This is a genomic window from Cellulomonas sp. Y8 (assembly GCF_008033115.1).
Classification (GTDB): Bacteria; Actinomycetota; Actinomycetes; order Actinomycetales; family Cellulomonadaceae; genus Cellulomonas.
The window spans coordinates 3,393,843-3,410,014 of record NZ_CP041203.1; the positions used below are offsets into that span (position 1 = coordinate 3,393,843).

9 protein-coding genes are annotated in these 16,172 nt (G+C 75.4%); 3 read left to right on the top strand and 6 right to left on the bottom strand.

Features of this window, described 5'->3' with window-relative positions:
- Nucleotides 1-593 precede the first annotated feature (593 nt).
- The 5 genes from glgB to FKM96_RS15405 all read right to left on the bottom strand — a co-directional run bounded on the left by glgB (nucleotide 594) and on the right by FKM96_RS15405 (nucleotide 9,068).
- On the bottom strand, nucleotides 594-2,777 hold the full coding sequence (gene glgB / locus FKM96_RS15385; protein ID WP_147795971.1) for a 1,4-alpha-glucan branching protein GlgB: 2,184 nt from the start codon (nucleotides 2,775-2,777) through the stop codon (nucleotides 594-596).
- A gap of 64 nt (nucleotides 2,778-2,841) precedes the next feature.
- The gene (locus FKM96_RS15390; RefSeq protein ID WP_246855013.1) at nucleotides 2,842-3,498 is read right to left on the bottom strand and encodes a GDSL-type esterase/lipase family protein; all 657 of its coding nucleotides are present in this window, start codon (nucleotides 3,496-3,498) and stop codon (nucleotides 2,842-2,844) included.
- A gap of 67 nt (nucleotides 3,499-3,565) precedes the next feature.
- Nucleotides 3,566-4,996 (bottom strand): phosphotransferase, encoded by a 1,431-nt coding sequence (locus FKM96_RS15395; protein WP_147795973.1) that lies wholly within the window; start codon nucleotides 4,994-4,996, stop codon nucleotides 3,566-3,568.
- The gene (gene treS / locus FKM96_RS15400; protein ID WP_147797160.1) at nucleotides 4,993-6,765 is read right to left on the bottom strand and encodes a maltose alpha-D-glucosyltransferase; all 1,773 of its coding nucleotides are present in this window, start codon (nucleotides 6,763-6,765) and stop codon (nucleotides 4,993-4,995) included. Before treS ends, FKM96_RS15395 begins: the two co-directional genes overlap by 4 nt.
- A 56-nt stretch (nucleotides 6,766-6,821) precedes the next feature.
- Nucleotides 6,822-9,068 (bottom strand): maltotransferase domain-containing protein, encoded by a 2,247-nt coding sequence (locus FKM96_RS15405; protein WP_371300434.1) that lies wholly within the window; start codon nucleotides 9,066-9,068, stop codon nucleotides 6,822-6,824.
- Nucleotides 9,069-9,190: 122 nt separating this feature from the next.
- On the opposite strand from FKM96_RS15405, the gene glgP reads away from it, so the two are divergent.
- Entirely contained in the window at nucleotides 9,191-11,773 is a 2,583-nt protein-coding gene (gene glgP / locus FKM96_RS15410) for an alpha-glucan family phosphorylase (protein ID WP_147795974.1), read from the top strand.
- Between the two features lie 187 nt (nucleotides 11,774-11,960).
- Here the strand turns inward: glgP and glgX are convergent, their stop codons facing one another.
- Complete coding sequence (gene glgX, locus FKM96_RS15415) at nucleotides 11,961-14,198, bottom strand: glycogen debranching protein GlgX (protein WP_147795975.1); 2,238 nt, start codon at nucleotides 14,196-14,198, stop codon at nucleotides 11,961-11,963.
- Nucleotides 14,199-14,320: 122 nt separating this feature from the next.
- Between glgX and FKM96_RS15420 the strand changes: the two genes are divergently transcribed.
- A complete protein-coding gene (locus FKM96_RS15420; RefSeq protein ID WP_147795976.1) occupies nucleotides 14,321-15,154 on the top strand; it encodes an electron transfer flavoprotein subunit beta/FixA family protein in 834 nt (277 codons plus the stop codon).
- Entirely contained in the window at nucleotides 15,154-16,143 is a 990-nt protein-coding gene (locus tag FKM96_RS15425; RefSeq protein ID WP_147795977.1) for an electron transfer flavoprotein subunit alpha/FixB family protein, read from the top strand. The genes FKM96_RS15420 and FKM96_RS15425 overlap by 1 nt, the downstream gene beginning before the upstream one ends.
- The last annotated feature ends 29 nt before the right edge of the window (nucleotides 16,144-16,172 follow it).

Consider the following 16,172-nt stretch of genomic DNA (forward strand, 5'->3'; position numbering starts at 1 on the left):
GTGTGGGCGGGATCGCCCACCGCCGAGATGGCGACTCTCGGCTGTGCCCGCACGCGAACAGACAGCCGAGAGTTGTCATCTCGGCGTGCTCAGCATCGACTGGGCGCGCGGCGCCGACTCAGCGACTGAGCCGGTCTCGACACCCCGGGCGAGGTCAGCCGGCGGGGGCCGCCGTGCGCGGTCCCGACGCTCCCGCCGAGTGGGCACTCGATGTCGTTACTCGCGCGTCGCGAGCAGCATCTGCTGCCCACTCGGCGAACTTGAGGCTCTGCGGATCAGCCGGGGGCTCGGCGAGTCTCGTCCGAGGGACTGTCGCAGCGCCGCCGCGCGCAGCCCCGAGCTGGATACTCGGCGCACCCGGCGAGCTCAGGCGCCGAGAGGGCAGCTCTCGGCTGTGCGACGCAGGCCACCGACAGCCGGGAGTCGTCTTCTCGACGGGACGGCGCGTCGCGAGGTGACAGCCGGGTCTCCCGCGGCGCGCAGCAGCCCGGGCCCAGCGACACCGCCGCGCGGCCGCCTCGCCCGGCGCGAGGTCGTCGCCGTGCGCCTGGGCCCGATGGGGCGGGCACCGCCGCCGGCCCGACCGCGTCGCGCTACGCCGGGACCAGGTACAGGACGCCCAGGGGCGGGACGCGCAGGGTCGTCGAGAACGCCCGCCCGTGGTGCGGCTCCGGCCGGGCCTGGACCTGGCCGAGATTGCCGACGCCGGAGCCGCCGTACTCCTCGGCGTCGGTGTTGACGGCCTCGATCCAGGTGCCGCCCTGGGGGAGGGCCAGGCGGTAGTCCTCGTGCGGCACCCCGGAGAAGTTCACGACGACGGCGACGACGTTGCCGCGGTCGTCCCGGCGCAGGTACGCGAGGACGTTGCGGTCGGCGTCGTTCGCGTCGATCCACTCGAACCCCTGGGGCGAGTGGTCGAGCGCCCACATCGCGGAGTGCGAGCGGTAGAACCGGTTGAGGTCCCTGACGGCCGCCTGGACGCCGCGGTGCGGCGCGTGGTCGAGGAGGTACCAGTCGAGCGAGCGCGACTCGGCCCACTCGGTGCCCTGCGCGAACTCGGTGCCCATGAAGATGAGCTGCTTGCCGGGGTGCGACCACTGGTAGGCGAGCAGGGCGCGGACGCCGGCGCGCTGCTGCCAGTCGTCGCCGGGCATCTTGCGCATGACGGAGCCCTTGCCGTGCACGACCTCGTCGTGGCTGATCGGCAGGACGAACTGCTCGGAGAACGCGTACACGAGCGAGAACGTCGCCTCGTGGTGGTGGTAGCGGCGGTTGATCGGCAGCTCCGCGAGGTAGCGCAGCGTGTCGTTCATCCAGCCCATGTTCCACTTCAGGCCGAAGCCGAGGCCCCCGCCGCTCGTGGGCGTGGTGACGCCGGGCCACGCGGTGGACTCCTCCGCGATCATCATGACGCCCGGGGTCCGCCGGTAGGCGGTGGCGTTGGCCTCCTGGAGGAACGCGATCGCCTCGAGGTTCTCGCGGCCGCCGTGCACGTTCGGGGTCCACTGGCCGGGCTCGCGCGAGTAGTCGAGGTAGAGCATCGAGGCGACGGCGTCGACGCGCAGGCCGTCGGCGTGGAACTCCTCGAGCCAGTAGGTGGCGTTCGCGACGAGGAAGTTCTTCACCTCGTTGCGGCCGAAGTTGAAGACGTAGGTGCCCCAGTCGAGCTGCTCGCCGCGCTGCGGGTCCGGGTGCTCGTAGAGCGGGGTGCCGTCGAACCGCGCGAGCGCCCACTCGTCCTTGGGGAAGTGCGCGGGCACCCAGTCGAGCAGGACGCCGATGCCGGCGCGGTGCAGGGTGTCGACGAGGTGCCGGAAGTCGTCGGGGTGGCCGAACCGGGAGGTCGGCGCGTAGTACGACGAGACCTGGTAGCCCCAGGAGCCGCCGAACGGGTGCTCGGAGACCGGCAGGAGCTCGACGTGGGTGAAGCCCATCTCGAGCACGTACGCGGTGAGCTGGTCGGCGAGCTCGCGGTAGGACAGCCCCTGCCGCCACGAGCCGAGGTGCACCTCGTAGATGCTCATCGGGCCGGAGTGCGGGTCGTGCGAGCGGCGCTGGTCGATCCAGTCCTGGTCGCCCCAGGTGAAGTCGGACTCGACGACGACCGACGCGGTGGCCGGCGGGACCTCGGTGCCCTTGGCGAGCGGGTCGGCCTTCTGCCGCCAGGTGCCGTCGGCGCCGACGATCTCGAACTTGTACCGGGTGCCGGCGCCGACGCCGGGGACGAACAGCTCCCAGACCCCGGACTCGCCGAGGGACCGCATCGCGTGCTGAGCGCCCTGCCAGTGGTTGAAGTCGCCGACGACCCGCACGGCCCGCGCGTTCGGCGCCCAGACGGCGAACGCGGTGCCGACCACGTCGCCGAGGGTGCCGGGGTAGCGGTGCACGTTCGCGCCGAGGACGGTCCACAGCTGCTCGTGCCGGCCCTCCTTGATGAGGTGCCGGTCGAGCTCCTGGACCGTGGGCAGGTAGCGGTACGGGTCGTCGACCCGCTGGGTGTCCGCGCCGTAGGTGACGTCGAGGCGGTAGTCGACCACCTGCGTCTCGGGCAGCAGCGCGACCCAGATGCCGTCCTGCTCGTGCTCGGCGGGGGTGCTGCCGGTGGTGGTCACCACCTCGACGGCGTCGGCGAGCGGGCGCAGGGTCCGCACGACGAGACCGCTCGGGGCGAGGTGCGCACCCAGCACGGAGTGCGGGTCGTGGTGCGTGCCGGAGGCGACGGCGCGCAGCGTGTCGTGGTCGACGGTGACGGGCGACGTCTCGGCCGGGCGGTTCATGTCCCCACCCAACCACCACCCGAGCGTTCGCGCAGCCAGACGTGGCGCAGCCGGGCGGCGGCGGTCAGTCCCGGAGGACCGCCCCGCCCGCCGCGGCCCACCACAGGTCCGCCAGCGCCCGGTGCCCGGCGGGCGTCGGGTGCACGCCGTCGGCCGCCAGCGCCGCGGCGCCGTGCTCCGCCGCGAGAGCGGCGAGGTGCGTCCCCGCCGGGACGAGGACGGCGCCGTGCTCGGCCGCGAGCCGGTGCACGACGGCGACCTTCGCGCCGAGGTCCTCGTCCCACCAGCGCTCCTGCTCCGCGGTCACGGGCACGACGAACGGCTCGACGAGGACGAGGCGCCGCACCCCGGCGGCCAGGGCGGACCCGAGCAGCCCGCGGTACGTGGCCTCGAACGCCTCGGCGGGCGTCGTCGCGCCGCGGTCGTAGCGGCGCCAGGTGTCGTTGATCCCGACGGCGACGGACAGCACGTCGGGACGCTCGGCGAGGACGTCCGCCTGCCACCGGACCGCCAGGTCGACCGCCTTGTCGCCGCCGACGCCGCGGTTGGTGACCCGGCAGCCGCGCAGCGGTCCCTCGGCGAGCAGCCGGACGTAGCCGTCGCCGAGGCCCTCGGGGTCGGCGCGGCGGCCGCAGTCCGTGACGGAGTCGCCGACCAGCAGCACGTGCGTCGGCGCGGGCTCGGGCACGCCGGGCAGGCCGGCCGGGGTCGCGGGGCTCACGCCGGGCAGTCTGCCAGGCGGGCCACCCCGGCGGGGCATGGTCGACCGAGCGCGCCGCCCCGACCCGTCAGCCGATCAGCCGCTGCACCCCCGCGAGCGGGATCGGCAGCCAGTCGGGGCGGTTCCGCGCCTCGTACACGGCCTCGTACAGCGCCTTGTCCAGCTCGAGCACCCGGAGCAGGTGCGCGCGGGTGCCCGGGTCGAGGTCGCCGCTCTCCGCCGAGTACCCGGCGAGGAAGGCGGCGCGCGCCACCTCGGTCCACGCGGCGGGCGCGTCGCCGACGGCCGCCGCGTAGTCGAAGGACCGGAGCATGCCCGCGGCGTCGCGGAGCGCGAGGTCGGGTCGGGTGCGCTGCGCGACGGGGAGCAGCGGCTCGCCCTCGAAGTCGAGGACGTACCAGGTGTCGTCGCCCCGGAGCACCTGCCCGAGGTGCAGGTCGCCGTGCACGCGCTGCCGGTGCGGCACCTCGCCGAGCAGCCGGGTGCGCTCGGCCAGCGCGGCGACGGGGTCGGCGAACCCCTCGAGCTCCGGCACGATCCCGCTCGCCCAGGCGAACCGCGCGGCGAGCGCGTCGGCGACCCGGGCGGCGGCGGGGGACAGGCCCGGCTCGGGGTCGGCGGCGTGCCGGCCCGCGGACGACCCGGCGGCGGGGATGCCCGCGTCCGGCGCCCGCGGCCCGTCCGCCCCCGCCCCGTCCGCCGGCAGCACGTCGTCCGGCAGGGCCCGTGCCAGCGCCCGGTGCATCTGCCCGACGACCTCCCCGAGGTCCTCGGCGAGGTCGGCGAACGACTCGCCGCGCCGCGCGAAGTCGCACGCCAGCTCGAACCCGTCGTGCGCGCCCGGGACGAACGCGCTCAGCACGCCGAGGTGCCCGTGCGCGGTGCCGTCGCCGTCCGGCCACTCCGCGCCGAGCCAGGCCAGCGGCCGCGGCACGTGCGTCCAGCCGACCTCGGCGAGCGCGCGCGGGACGTCGACGTCCGGGTTGTCGCCCTCGGTGAGGCCGCGGAACACCTTGAGCATGGCCGTGCTGCCGTCGGGGCCGGCCCCGGGCAGGATCACCGAGGTGTTGGACTGCTCGCCCGGCACGACCTTCGGGTCGCCGAGCGCGCCCAGCGCGTCGCCGTCCGCCGGCGCCGCGCCCTCGGGGCGGTCCGCGGCGGCGAGCCACGCCCGCTCGAACTCCGGCCGGCCGGCGCCGTCGACGACCGCGGTGCCGTCGGGCAGCCGCCCGATCAGCGCCGCGTCCCCGTCGACCACGTCACCGCCGAGCACGACCGGCACCTGGAGCACGGCGCCGGTGCCGCCGCCCTCGGCGCGCAGCAGCAGGAGGCGCACGTCCGCGGCGCCCTCCGGGTCGGCGAGGGTCAGGCCGCCGATCGCGGTGACCCGCGCGTCGACCCCCTTGATCGGGAACCAGCGCCGTCCCGGGAGCCAGGGCGCCAGCAGCGCCGCCAGCGCGTCGTCCCGGTCCTCGTGAGCCACCCGTCGCTCGGTCATGCCGTCGTCACCGCCAGCCAGTAGAAGTCGCGCGAGCCGAGCGTGAACGTCGCGGTGCCGTCGGGTCCGACGTCGGGGAACTTGGCGCCGCCGAACACGTCCTGCAGCGTCGCGCCGGCGAGCTCCGGGGGCAGCCGCAGCGTCGACGCCCGCGCGGTCGAGGCGAGGTTCGCGACGCACAGCAGCGTCTCCTCGGCGTCCCGGCGCAGGAACGACAGCACCGCGTCGTTGTCCCCGGGCACGACCTCGAACGACCCGCGGCCGAGCGCCGGGTGCTGCCGCCGGACCATGAGCATGCCGCGCACCCAGTGCAGCAGCGACGTGGTCTGGGCGAGCTGCGCCTCGACGTTCACGTTGTTGTAGTGGTGCACGAGCGACTGGATCACCGGCAGGTAGAGCTTGCCGGGGTCGGACGTCGAGAAGCCGGAGTTCCGGTCGGGCGTCCACTGCATCGGGGTGCGCACGGCGTCGCGGTCGGCGAGCCAGATGTTGTCGCCCATGCCGATCTCGTCGCCGTAGTACAGGCAGGGCGACCCGGGCAGGGACAGCAGCAGCGCGTGCGCGAGCTCGATCTCCTTGCGGGAGTCGTCGAGCAGCGGCGCGAGCCGCCGCCGGATGCCGATGTTGGCGCGCATCCGGGAGTCGGGCGCGTACCAGCCGTACATCGACGCGCGCTCCTCGGTGGACACCATCTCGAGCGTGAGCTCGTCGTGGTTCCGCAGGAACGTGCTCCACTGGCCGCCGCCGGGGATGGCCGGGGTGTCCGCGAGGATGTCGACGATCGACGTCGCCCGCTGGTCGCGCAGGGAGTAGTAGATGCGCGGCATCACCGGGAAGTGGAAGCACATGTGGCACTCGGGCTCGGCCTCGGTGCCGAAGTAGTGCACGACGTCCTCGGGCCACTGGTTGGCCTCGGCGAGCATGATCCGGCCCGGGAACTCGCGGTCGATCATCGCGCGCAGGTCGCGGAGGAACCGGTGGGTCTCCGGGAGGTTCTCGCAGTTGGTCCCGTCCCGCTCGAACAGGTACGGCACCGCGTCCAGCCGGAAGCCGTCGACGCCGACGCGCAGCCAGAACCGCGCGACGTCGAACATCGCCTCGACGACCCGCGGGTTGTCGAAGTTGAGGTCGGGCTGGTGGCTGAAGAACCGGTGCCAGAAGTACTGCCGGCGGACCGGGTCGAACGTCCAGTTGGACGTCTCGGTGTCGACGAAGATGATCCGCGCGTCCTGGTACTTCGTGTTGTCGTCGGACCACACGTAGAAGTCGCCGTAGGGGCCGTCCGGGTCGGACCGGGACGCCTGGAACCAGGGGTGCTGGTCGGAGGAGTGGTTCATCACCAGGTCGACCACGACGCGCATCCCGCGCTCGTGCGCCGCGGCGACCAGGTCCGTGAAGTCCTCGAGCGTGCCGTACTGCGCGGCGACCGCGGTGTAGTCCGACACGTCGTAGCCGCCGTCGCGCAGCGGGGACGGGTAGAACGGCGGCAGCCACAGGCAGTCGACGCCGAGCCACTGCAGGTAGTCGAGCCGCGCCGTGAGCCCCTTGAGGTCGCCCGAGCCCGAGCCGTCCGAGTCGGAGAACGACCGGATCATCACCTCGTAGAACACCGCGGTGCGGTACCACTCCGGGTCGTCGCCGAGCCCGCCGTGCTCGGCGCCCGGCACCGGCGGCTGCCGGCGCGCGGGCAGCGCGGTCGTGGCGATGGCGCCCGTGGCCGGTGCCCCCGCGGCGCCGTGCGGCACGTGGCCGCCCGCGCCCGTCACCATCGGGACGACCCCCGTCGCGGACGGCACCGGCGTGCCGCCCGTCGCCCCCGCCGGGGTCACACCCGCTCCACCTGGATCACGTGCGCGACCCGGCTGTACGGGTCGAGCCGCACCCACGGGTGGGCGTCCCAGGCGTAGACCTCCTGGGACAGCACGTCGTGCGCGACGAACCGCGCGTCCGGGTCGAGCCCGAGCGCGGCCAGGTCCAGGTCGACCACGCCGTCGTGCGCCGACCGCGGGTCGAGGTTGACGACCACCAGGACGGTGTCGTCCGCGCCGGTCGGCGACAGGTGCGCCGGCAGGTGCCGGGAGAACGCGACGAGCGACGGGTCCGACGTCGGGTGCACCGTGAGGTTGCGCAGCTGGCGCAGCGCGGGGTGCGCCCGGCGGATCTCGTTGAGCGAGCGCAGCAGCCGGGCGATGCCGAGCGGCTCCGCCGCCGCCCAGTCGCGCGGCTTGAACTCGTACTTCTCGTTGTCGATCTGCTCCTCGACCCCGGGGCGCGGGACGTCCTCGACGAGCTCGTAGCCGGAGTAGATGCCCCAGGTCGGGGACCCGAGCGCCGCGAGAACCGCCCGCACCGCGAAGCCGGCGGTGCCGCCGGTCTGCATGTAGGGCGTGAGGATGTCGTGGGTCGTCGGCCAGAACGACGGCCGCATCCAGGAGCCCTGCTCGCCGGACACCTCCGCGAGGTACTCGGCGACCTCCTCCTTGGTGTTCCGCCAGGTGAAGTACGTGTACGACTGGTGGAAGCCGACCCGCGCCAGGTTGAGCATCATCGCGGGGCGGGTGAACGCCTCGGACAGGAACACCACGTCGGGGTGCGCGGCGCGGACGTCCGCCAGCAGCCACTGCCAGAACGACAGCGGCTTGGTGTGCGGGTTGTCGACGCGGAACGCGGTGACGCCGTGGTCGATCCAGACCTGCAGGACGCGGCGGATCTCCCGCGCGATGCCCTCCGGGTCGTTGTCGAAGTTCAGCGGGTAGATGTCCTGGTACTTCTTCGGCGGGTTCTCCGCGTAGGCGATGGTCCCGTCGAGCCGGGTGGTGAACCACTCCGGGTGCTCGGCGACCCACGGGTGGTCGGGGGAGCACTGCAGCGCGAGGTCGAGCGCCACCTCCAGGCCCTGGTCGCGGGCGGCGGCGACGAACGCGCCGAAGTCCTCGAACGTGCCCAGCGACGGGTCGATCGCGTCGTGCCCGCCGTCCCGGGAGCCGATGGCGTACGGCGAGCCCGGGTCGCCCGGCCGCGCGTCGAGGGTGTTGTTGCGGCCCTTGCGGTGCGTGGTGCCGATCGGGTGGATCGGCGTCAGGTAGACGACGTCGAACCCGAGGCCGGCGATCCGCGGCAGGTCCTCGGCGGCGGTGCGCAGCGTGCCCGTGGTCCAGGTGCCGGTGGCGTCGTCGTAGGTGGCGCCGATCGACCGCGGGAAGATCTCGTACCAGGAGCCGGCGAGGGCCAGCGGGCGGTCGACGACCAGCGGGTAGGTGGGCGACGGGCTGACCAGCTCGCGGACCGGGTGGGCCGCGAGCGCGGCGCGCACCTCGGCGGACAGGCCGGCGGCGAGCCGGGCCTCCGCGGGGCGGGAGTCGTCGCGCAGCGCGGTGGCGGCGTCCCGGAGCACCCGCGCGTCGGCCTCGGGGATCGCGGCCCCGGCGTCGTCGGCGGTGCGGTCGGCGGCGCGGGACAGCAGGCGGGCGCCCTCCTCGAGGACGAGCTCGACGTCCACGCCCGCGCCGACCTTGAGCGGCGCGTCGTGCGCCCAGGTGCCGAACGGGTCGGACCAGCCCTCGACGCGGAAGCCCCAGGCCCCGGCCTCGTCGGGCACCAGGTGGGCCTCGTACCGGTCGAGGCCGGGGGCGATGTCCACCATTGTCGCCCGGGCGCGGTCGGTGCCGTCGGGACCGACGAGCACCGCGGTCGCGGCGCAGGCGTCGTGCCCCTCGCGGAACACGGTGGCGCGGACCGGCACCGCCTCGCCGACCGTCGCCTTGGCGGGCCAGCGGCCGGCCTCGGCGACGGGGGAGACGTCCACGACCGGGATCCGGCCGATGGGCGCGTGGTCGGGCCGGGCCGCCTCCGCGACCGCCTCGGCGGTGGCGACCGCCTTGGCCGGGCTCGCGGCCTTGCGGGCGCGGCGGGTCGGCGCGGGGGCCGGGTCGGCCGCGGCCGCAGCGGCGGGCGCGGGTCCGGGGACCGGTGCGGTGGTCGTGGGGGGCGGCACGTCGGTGGCCGCGGAGGTCGCGCGCGACGGCCGGGCGGGACGGGACGCGGGCTGGCGCGGCGAGGGTGTCGACGTCACGGGTCCGAACCTATCCACTGGTGCCGGGCCCAGCCATCCGGACGGCCGACCTCGTGGGTGGCGTGCACGAATAGGACCCAGGTGCTGTTCCGGGCGGCCCCGCCGTGCATAGGCTCGGTCGCGTGAGAGCCATCCGCCGTTTCACCGTCCGCACCTCGCTGCCCGCCGAGCTCGCCGACCTGGACGAGCTCGCCCACAACCTGCGCTGGTCCTGGCACGCGCCGACCCGCGACCTGTTCGCCCGCATCGACCCCGCGCTGTGGGACGAGGTGCACGGGGACCCGGTCGCGCTGCTCGGCGCCCTGCGCCCGGAGCGGCTGGCCGAGCTGGCCGCCGACCCCGACGTCGTGGCCGCGGTGCGTGCCGCGACGGCGGACCTGCACGAGTACCTGGAGGCGCCGCGCTGGTACCAGCGCCGGCAGGCCTCCGACCCGTCGCTGCCCGCCGCGATCGGCTACTTCTCCCCGGAGTTCGGCATCACCGCCGTGCTGCCGCAGTACTCCGGCGGCCTCGGCATCCTGGCCGGCGACCACCTGAAGAGCGCGTCCGACCTGGGCGTGCCGGTGATCGGCGTCGGGCTGCTGTACGGCGCCGGCTACTTCAAGCAGTCGCTCACCCGGGACGGCTGGCAGCAGGAGACCTACCCCCTGCTCGACCCCGACGGCATGCCGCTCACCCTCGTCCGCGAGCACGACGGCACCCCCGCGGTCGTGTCCATCGCGCTGCCGGGCGACCGCACGCTGCACGCGCACGTCTGGACGGCGACCGTCGGCCGGGTGCCGCTGCTGCTGCTCGACTCCGACGTGCCCGAGAACGACGAGGCCGCCCGCAAGGTCACCGACCGGCTGTACGGCGGCGGCGGCGAGCACCGGCTGCAGCAGGAGCTGCTGCTCGGCGTGGGCGGCGTGCGCGCGCTGCGCGTGTGGTCCCGGCTGACCGGCGCACCGGAGCCGGAGGTCTACCACACCAACGAGGGCCACGCCGGGTTCCTCGGCGTGGAGCGGATCCGCGAGCTGGTGACCGGCGCGGGTCTCGGGTTCGACGAGGCGCTCGAGGCCGTCCGCGCGGCCACGGTGTTCACCACGCACACCCCCGTGCCCGCCGGCATCGACCGGTTCGAGGCCGGGCTGGTGCAGCAGTACTTCGGCGGGGCGAACGCCGCGGCGGGCGTCCCGGTGGAGCGCGTGCTCGCGCTCGGCGCCGAGGACTACCCGGGCGGCGACCCGACGATGTTCAACATGGCCGTCATGGGCCTGCGGCTCGGCGGGCGCGCCAACGGCGTCTCGCTGCTGCACGGCGAGGTCTCGCGCGGCATGTTCAACGGCCTGTGGCCGGGCTTCGACGACGTCGAGGTGCCGATCACCTCGGTGACCAACGGCGTGCACGCCCCGACCTGGGTCGACCGGCGGCTGTCCGACCTCGCGGCCGAGCGGCTGTCCGGCGAGGAGATCGCCGCGGGCGTCGGCTGGCTGCGCGCCGACGCGATCACCGACGAGGAGCTCTGGGGGATGCGCCGGACGCTGCGCGCGCAGCTCGTCGCGGACGCCCGCCGCCGGGTGCGGCACTCGTGGGCGCAGCGCGGCGCCAGCCCGGCCGAGCTCGGCTGGGTCGACGACGTGCTGTCGCCGGACGTGCTGACCATCGGGTTCGCGCGCCGGGTGCCGACCTACAAGCGGCTCACCCTCATGCTGCGCGACCCCGAGCGGCTCCGCGCCCTGCTCACGCACCCCGAGCGGCCCGTGCAGCTGGTCATCGCCGGCAAGTCGCACCCCGCCGACGACCAGGGCAAGCGGCTCATCCAGCAGCTCGTCCGGTTCGCCGACGACGCCGGGGTGCGGCACCGCATCGTGTTCCTGCCGAACTACGACATCGCGATGGCCCAGACCCTCTACCCGGGCTGCGACGTCTGGCTGAACAACCCGCTGCGCCCGCTCGAGGCCTGCGGCACCTCCGGCATGAAGGCGGCGCTCAACGGCGGGCTCAACCTGTCCATCCTCGACGGGTGGTGGGACGAGTGGTTCGACGGCGAGAACGGCTGGGCCATCCCGACCGCCGACGGCGTCGAGGACCCCGACCGGCGCGACGACCTCGAGGCCGCCGCGCTGTACGAGCTGATCGAGCACCAGGTGGCGCCGCGGTTCTACGACCGCGACGAGCGCGGGCTGCCCGGCCGCTGGCTCGAGATGGTGCGGCACACGCTGGCCACGCTCGGCCCGAAGGTCCAGGCCACCCGGATGGTCGCCGACTACGTCGAGCGGCTGTACGCGCCGGCGGCGGTCGCCGGCCGGGCGCTCGCGGGCGACTCGGCGTACGCCGGGGCGCGGGAGCTCGCCGCCTGGAAGGGTCGCGTGCGGTCCGGCTGGCAGCACGTGCGGGTCGACCACGTCGAGTCCGGCGGCGTCCGGGAGGTGCCGCAGGTCGGCGACACCCTGCACGTGAAGGCCTACGTCGCCCTCGGCGACCTCAAGCCCGAGGACGTCGAGGTGCAGGTCGTGCACGGGAAGGTCTCCGAGGCCGACGAGCTGCACGGCTTCACCGTCGACCCGCTGGCGCTCGCGGACACCTACGAGGGCGGCCGCTACGGGTTCGCCGGGGACCTGGTCCTCGACGCGTCCGGCCCGTTCGGGTACAGCGTCCGCGTCGTCCCGCGGCACGACGGCCTGGCGTCGGTGGCCGAGGTGGGCCTGGTCGCGAACGCGGGCTGACCCGCGCACCCACGCGAGCCCCCGCCCCGGGACGATCCGGCGCGGGGGCTCGTGGCGCGTCCGGGGGCGGTCCCTGGGTACGTCGAGGTCGGTGGTTCCGGCCGAGATCGGTGGTTGCAGGCACCGACCTCGGCGCGAACCACCGACCTCGACGGCGGGGGCCGGGAGGGACCGGGCGCGGCCTGGGTCAGGCGACGTAGACGCGGAGGCTCAGGGGCTCCACGGTCGCGCGGGTGCCCGCCTGCTGGTGCAGGGCGCCGTTGAGGTCGGCCGTGGCGGACTCGCCGGGGTGCTCCCAGGTGGAGTCCCACGCGAGCTCCCAGGTGGTCTCCCCGCCGTCCGCGGCTGCGTCCGGGTCCGCCAGCACCACGTCGACCGGGTCCAGCGACCCGTTCACCACCAGCAGCACGGCGTCGCCGTCGGCCGTGCGCAGCATCTGCAGCGTCCGCAGGTCCGCGTCGTGCCACCGCTCGTGGGTGAACACCGCCCCGGCGGGGTCGAACCAGGCCAGGTCCGGCCGCCCGTCCGCACCGGCGCGGCCGGTGAAGAACCGGGCGCTGCGCAGCGCCGGGTGCGCCCGCCGCAGTGCGGTGAGGTGCCGGGCCGTCGCCAGCAGGTCCCGGCGCCACGGCGCGAGGTCCCAGGACACCCAGGACAGCGGCGAGTCCTGGCAGTACGCGTTGTTGTTGCCGCGCTGGGTCCGGCCGAGCTCGTCGCCGGCCGTGATCATCGGCGTGCCCGCGGCGAGCAGCAGGGTGGCGAGCAGGTTCCGGATCGACCGGCGGCGCAGCGGCACGATGTCCGCGGCCACGGAGTCGGCGGCGACGTGCCCCTCGACGCCGTGGTTCCAGGACCGGTTGTCGTCGGAGCCGTCGCGGTTCTGCTCGCCGTTGGCCTCGTTGTGCTTGTGCTCGTAGGCGACGAGGTCGGCGAGGGTGAACCCGTCGTGCGCGGTGACGTAGTTGACCGAGGCGCGCGGGCCGCGGGCGAGCGGCGGGTCGGACCGCCCGAACAGGTCGACGGACCCGGCGAGCCGGGTCGCGAGGTCCCGGACCCGGTGCTCGGGCAGGCCGTGCGCGGCGCGCGCCGGGTCGGCGAGCCAGAACGACCGCACGGAGTTGCGGAACCGGTCGTTCCACTCGGCGAACGGCGGCGGGAACTGCCCGGTCCGCCAGCCGCCCGGACCGACGTCCCAGGGCTCCGCGACCAGCTTGAGCCCGTGCAGGGCGGGGTCGGTGGCGGCCGCGACCAGGAACGGGTGGTCGGGGTCGAAGCCGGTGTGCCCGCGCCCGAGGGTCACCGCCAGGTCGAACCGGAAGCCGTCCACGCCGACCTCCTGCGCCCAGTACCGGAGCGAGTCGAGCGCGAGCCGGACGACCTCGGGGCGCCGGAAGTCGAGGGTGTTGCCCGTCCCGGTGACGTCCGCCAGGGCCGCGGGGTGGGCGCCGTCGTGCAGGTAGTACACCGCGGAGTCGAGGCCGCGCCAGGACAGGTGCTGACCGGGCAGCCCGCCCTCGCAGGTGTGGTTGTAGACGACGTCGAGGAGCACCTCGATGCCCGCCTCGTGCAGCGCGTGCACGGCGGTGCGCAGCTCGTCGAGCACCGCGGCGGGCCCGGCGGCGCGCGCGGCGGCGGTGGCGTAGGGCGCGTGCGGGGCGAAGAAGCCCAGCGTGCTGTAGCCCCAGTAGTTGGTGAGGCCGCGCTGCACGAGGTGCGGCTCCGCGGAGAACGCGTGCACCGGGAGCAGCTCGAGGGCGGTGACGCCGAGCGCCCTCAGGTGGTCCACGACGGCGGGGTGGCCGAGCGCCGAGTAGGTGCCGCGCAGGTGCGGGGGCAGCTCGGGGTGCCGGACGGTGAGGCCCTTGACGTGCGCCTCGTACACGACGGTGTCGGTCCACGACGTGTGCGGCCGGTTGGCGGCGGGGTCGACCGCGTCCCCTGAGCCCCGGCGTCCCGGGCGGCGGTCCAGGACGACGGCGTGCGGCACGTGCGCGACCGAGTCCCGGGGGTCGGGCTCGCCGGCGGGGTCGCCCCGCAGCGCGTCGTCGACGACGTGCCCGTACGTCGCCGGGCCGTGGTCCACCTCGCCGACCAGGCCGCGGGCGTACGGGTCGACCAGCAGCTTCGCCGGGTTGTACCGGAGGCCGGCGCCCGGGTCCCACGGGCCGTGCGCGCGCAGGCCGTACCGCTGGCCGGGCCGGACGCCGGGGACCCGCGCGCTGAACACGCCCAGGTCCGGGCCGTCGAGCCGGACGCGGCGCTCGGCCCAGCCGGTCGGTGCGGCCGGGTCGGGGTCGAGCAGGCACAGGTCGACCGCGTCCGCGTGCGGCGCGAGCACGCCGACCTCGACGCCGTCGTCGGTCGCGTGCACCCCGAGGCGGGGCGGCGGGCCGGGGTGCGGGGCGGCGGGGGTCACGCGCCCCATTGTGGCCCGGCGGAGGGGCGGCACGGGGCCGCGACCTGGGACTCCGGTGCCGCGTGGCGCGCGGCGCCCCGGGGGACCGGGTCCCGTGCACCGGCTCCCGCGGGGCGGGTAACGTTCCCGGGGTGAGAATCGTGGTGTGCGTGAAGCACGTGCCCGACATCCAGTCCGAGCGCGCGCTGGGGCCCGACGGCCGCCTCGTCCGCGACGGCGGCGACGGCACCATCAACGAGCTGGACGAGAACGCGGTCGAGGCCGCGGTCGTCCTGGCCGAGCAGGCGCGCGACGCCGGCGACGAGGCCGAGGTCGTCGTGGTGACGGTCGGCCCGGACGACGCGGAGGACGCGGTGCGCCGCGGCCTGCAGCTGGGCGCCGACGCGGCCGTGCACGTGCTCGACGACGCCGTCGCGGGCTCCGACGTGTTCGGCACCGCCGCCGTGCTCGCCGCGGTGCTGCGCCGGCTGGGGGAGCAGGCGCCGGTCGACCTGGTCGTGACCGGCATGGCGGGCCTCGACGGGCTGACCTCGCTGCTGCCGGCGGCGCTCGCGGCCACGCTCGACCTGCCGCAGCTCACGCTCGCCGCCGAGGTCACGCTCGCGGACGGCGCCGTCACGGTCCGCCGCGACCTGGACCACGCCGTCGAGGAGCTCACCGCGCCGCTGCCCGCGCTGGTCTCGGTCACCGACCGCGCCAACGAGCCGCGCTACCCCAACTTCCAGGGCATCATGGCCGCCCGCAAGAAGCCGGTGGAGACCCTGACGCTGGCGGACCTGGGCGTCGACCCGGCCACCGTGGGCGCCGCGGGGGCCCGCACCGAGGTGCTGGAGGCCGCGCCCCGGCCGCCGCGCACCGACCGGGTGCTGGTCACCGACGACGGCCAGGCGGGCGCGCGGCTCGCCGCGTGGCTGCTGGAGCGCGACCTGGTCCGCACCACCCCCGCGACCGGAGAGGTCCTCTGATGGCCACCGTCCTCGTCCTGCTCGACCACGCCGAGACCGGCGCCCTGCGCGGCAGCGTGCTGGAGCTCGCCACGGCGGCCCGCGACCTCGCCGACGGCGGCGAGGTGCACGGCCTGTGGGTCGGCGACGAGCCGGTCGACCCGGCGCTGCCCGTCCTCGGCCGGCACGGCGTGGCCGTCGTGCACCAGGTGTCCACCGGCGCGGTCGACGCCCGGCTGACCCCCGTGCTCGCCGAGGTGCTCGCCGACGCCGTGCGGGAGACCGGCGCGACCGTGCTGCTCGCGCTGTCGACGTTCGAGAACAAGGAGGCGGCCGCGCGGCTGGCCGTCGCCACCGGCGCGGGCGTCGTCACGGACGCCGCCGCGGTCGAGCGGGACGCCGAGGGCCGGGTGGTCGCGTCCAAGACCGTGCTCGCGGGCACCTGGACCACCCGGTGCGCCGTGCGGACCGGCCTCGCCGTCGTCCTGCTCAAGGCCGGCGCCGTGGTCTCCCGGCACGTCGACGAGGAGGCGCCGCTCGCGCCCGAGCTGCGCACCCGCGCGCTCGCCGTCTCCGAGCGGGCGACCCGCGCGGCCCTCGTGCGGCGCACGCCCGCGGCGCCGTCGGACCGGCCCGACCTGTCGTCCGCGGACGTGGTCGTCGTGGGCGGCCGGGGGACCGAGGGCGACTTCGCGCCGATCGAGGCGCTCGCGGACGAGGTCGGCGGCGCGGTCGGCTCGACGCGCGTCGCCACCGACGAGGGCTGGATCGGGCACGAGACCCAGATCGGGCAGACCGGCGTGACCGTGTCGCCGCGGCTGTACATCGGCGCCGGCGTGTCCGGGGCGGTGCACCACCGCGGCGGCATGCAGGCGTCCGGGACGATCGTGGCGATCAACCCCGACCCGGAGGCGCCGATCTTCGAGATCGCCGACTACGGCATCGTCGGAGACCTGTTCACGGTGCTCCCGCAGGTCACCGAGGAGCTCCGCCGGCTGCGGCAGGGCTGAGGCCGACCCGGGCCGGGACGGCCGGGGGC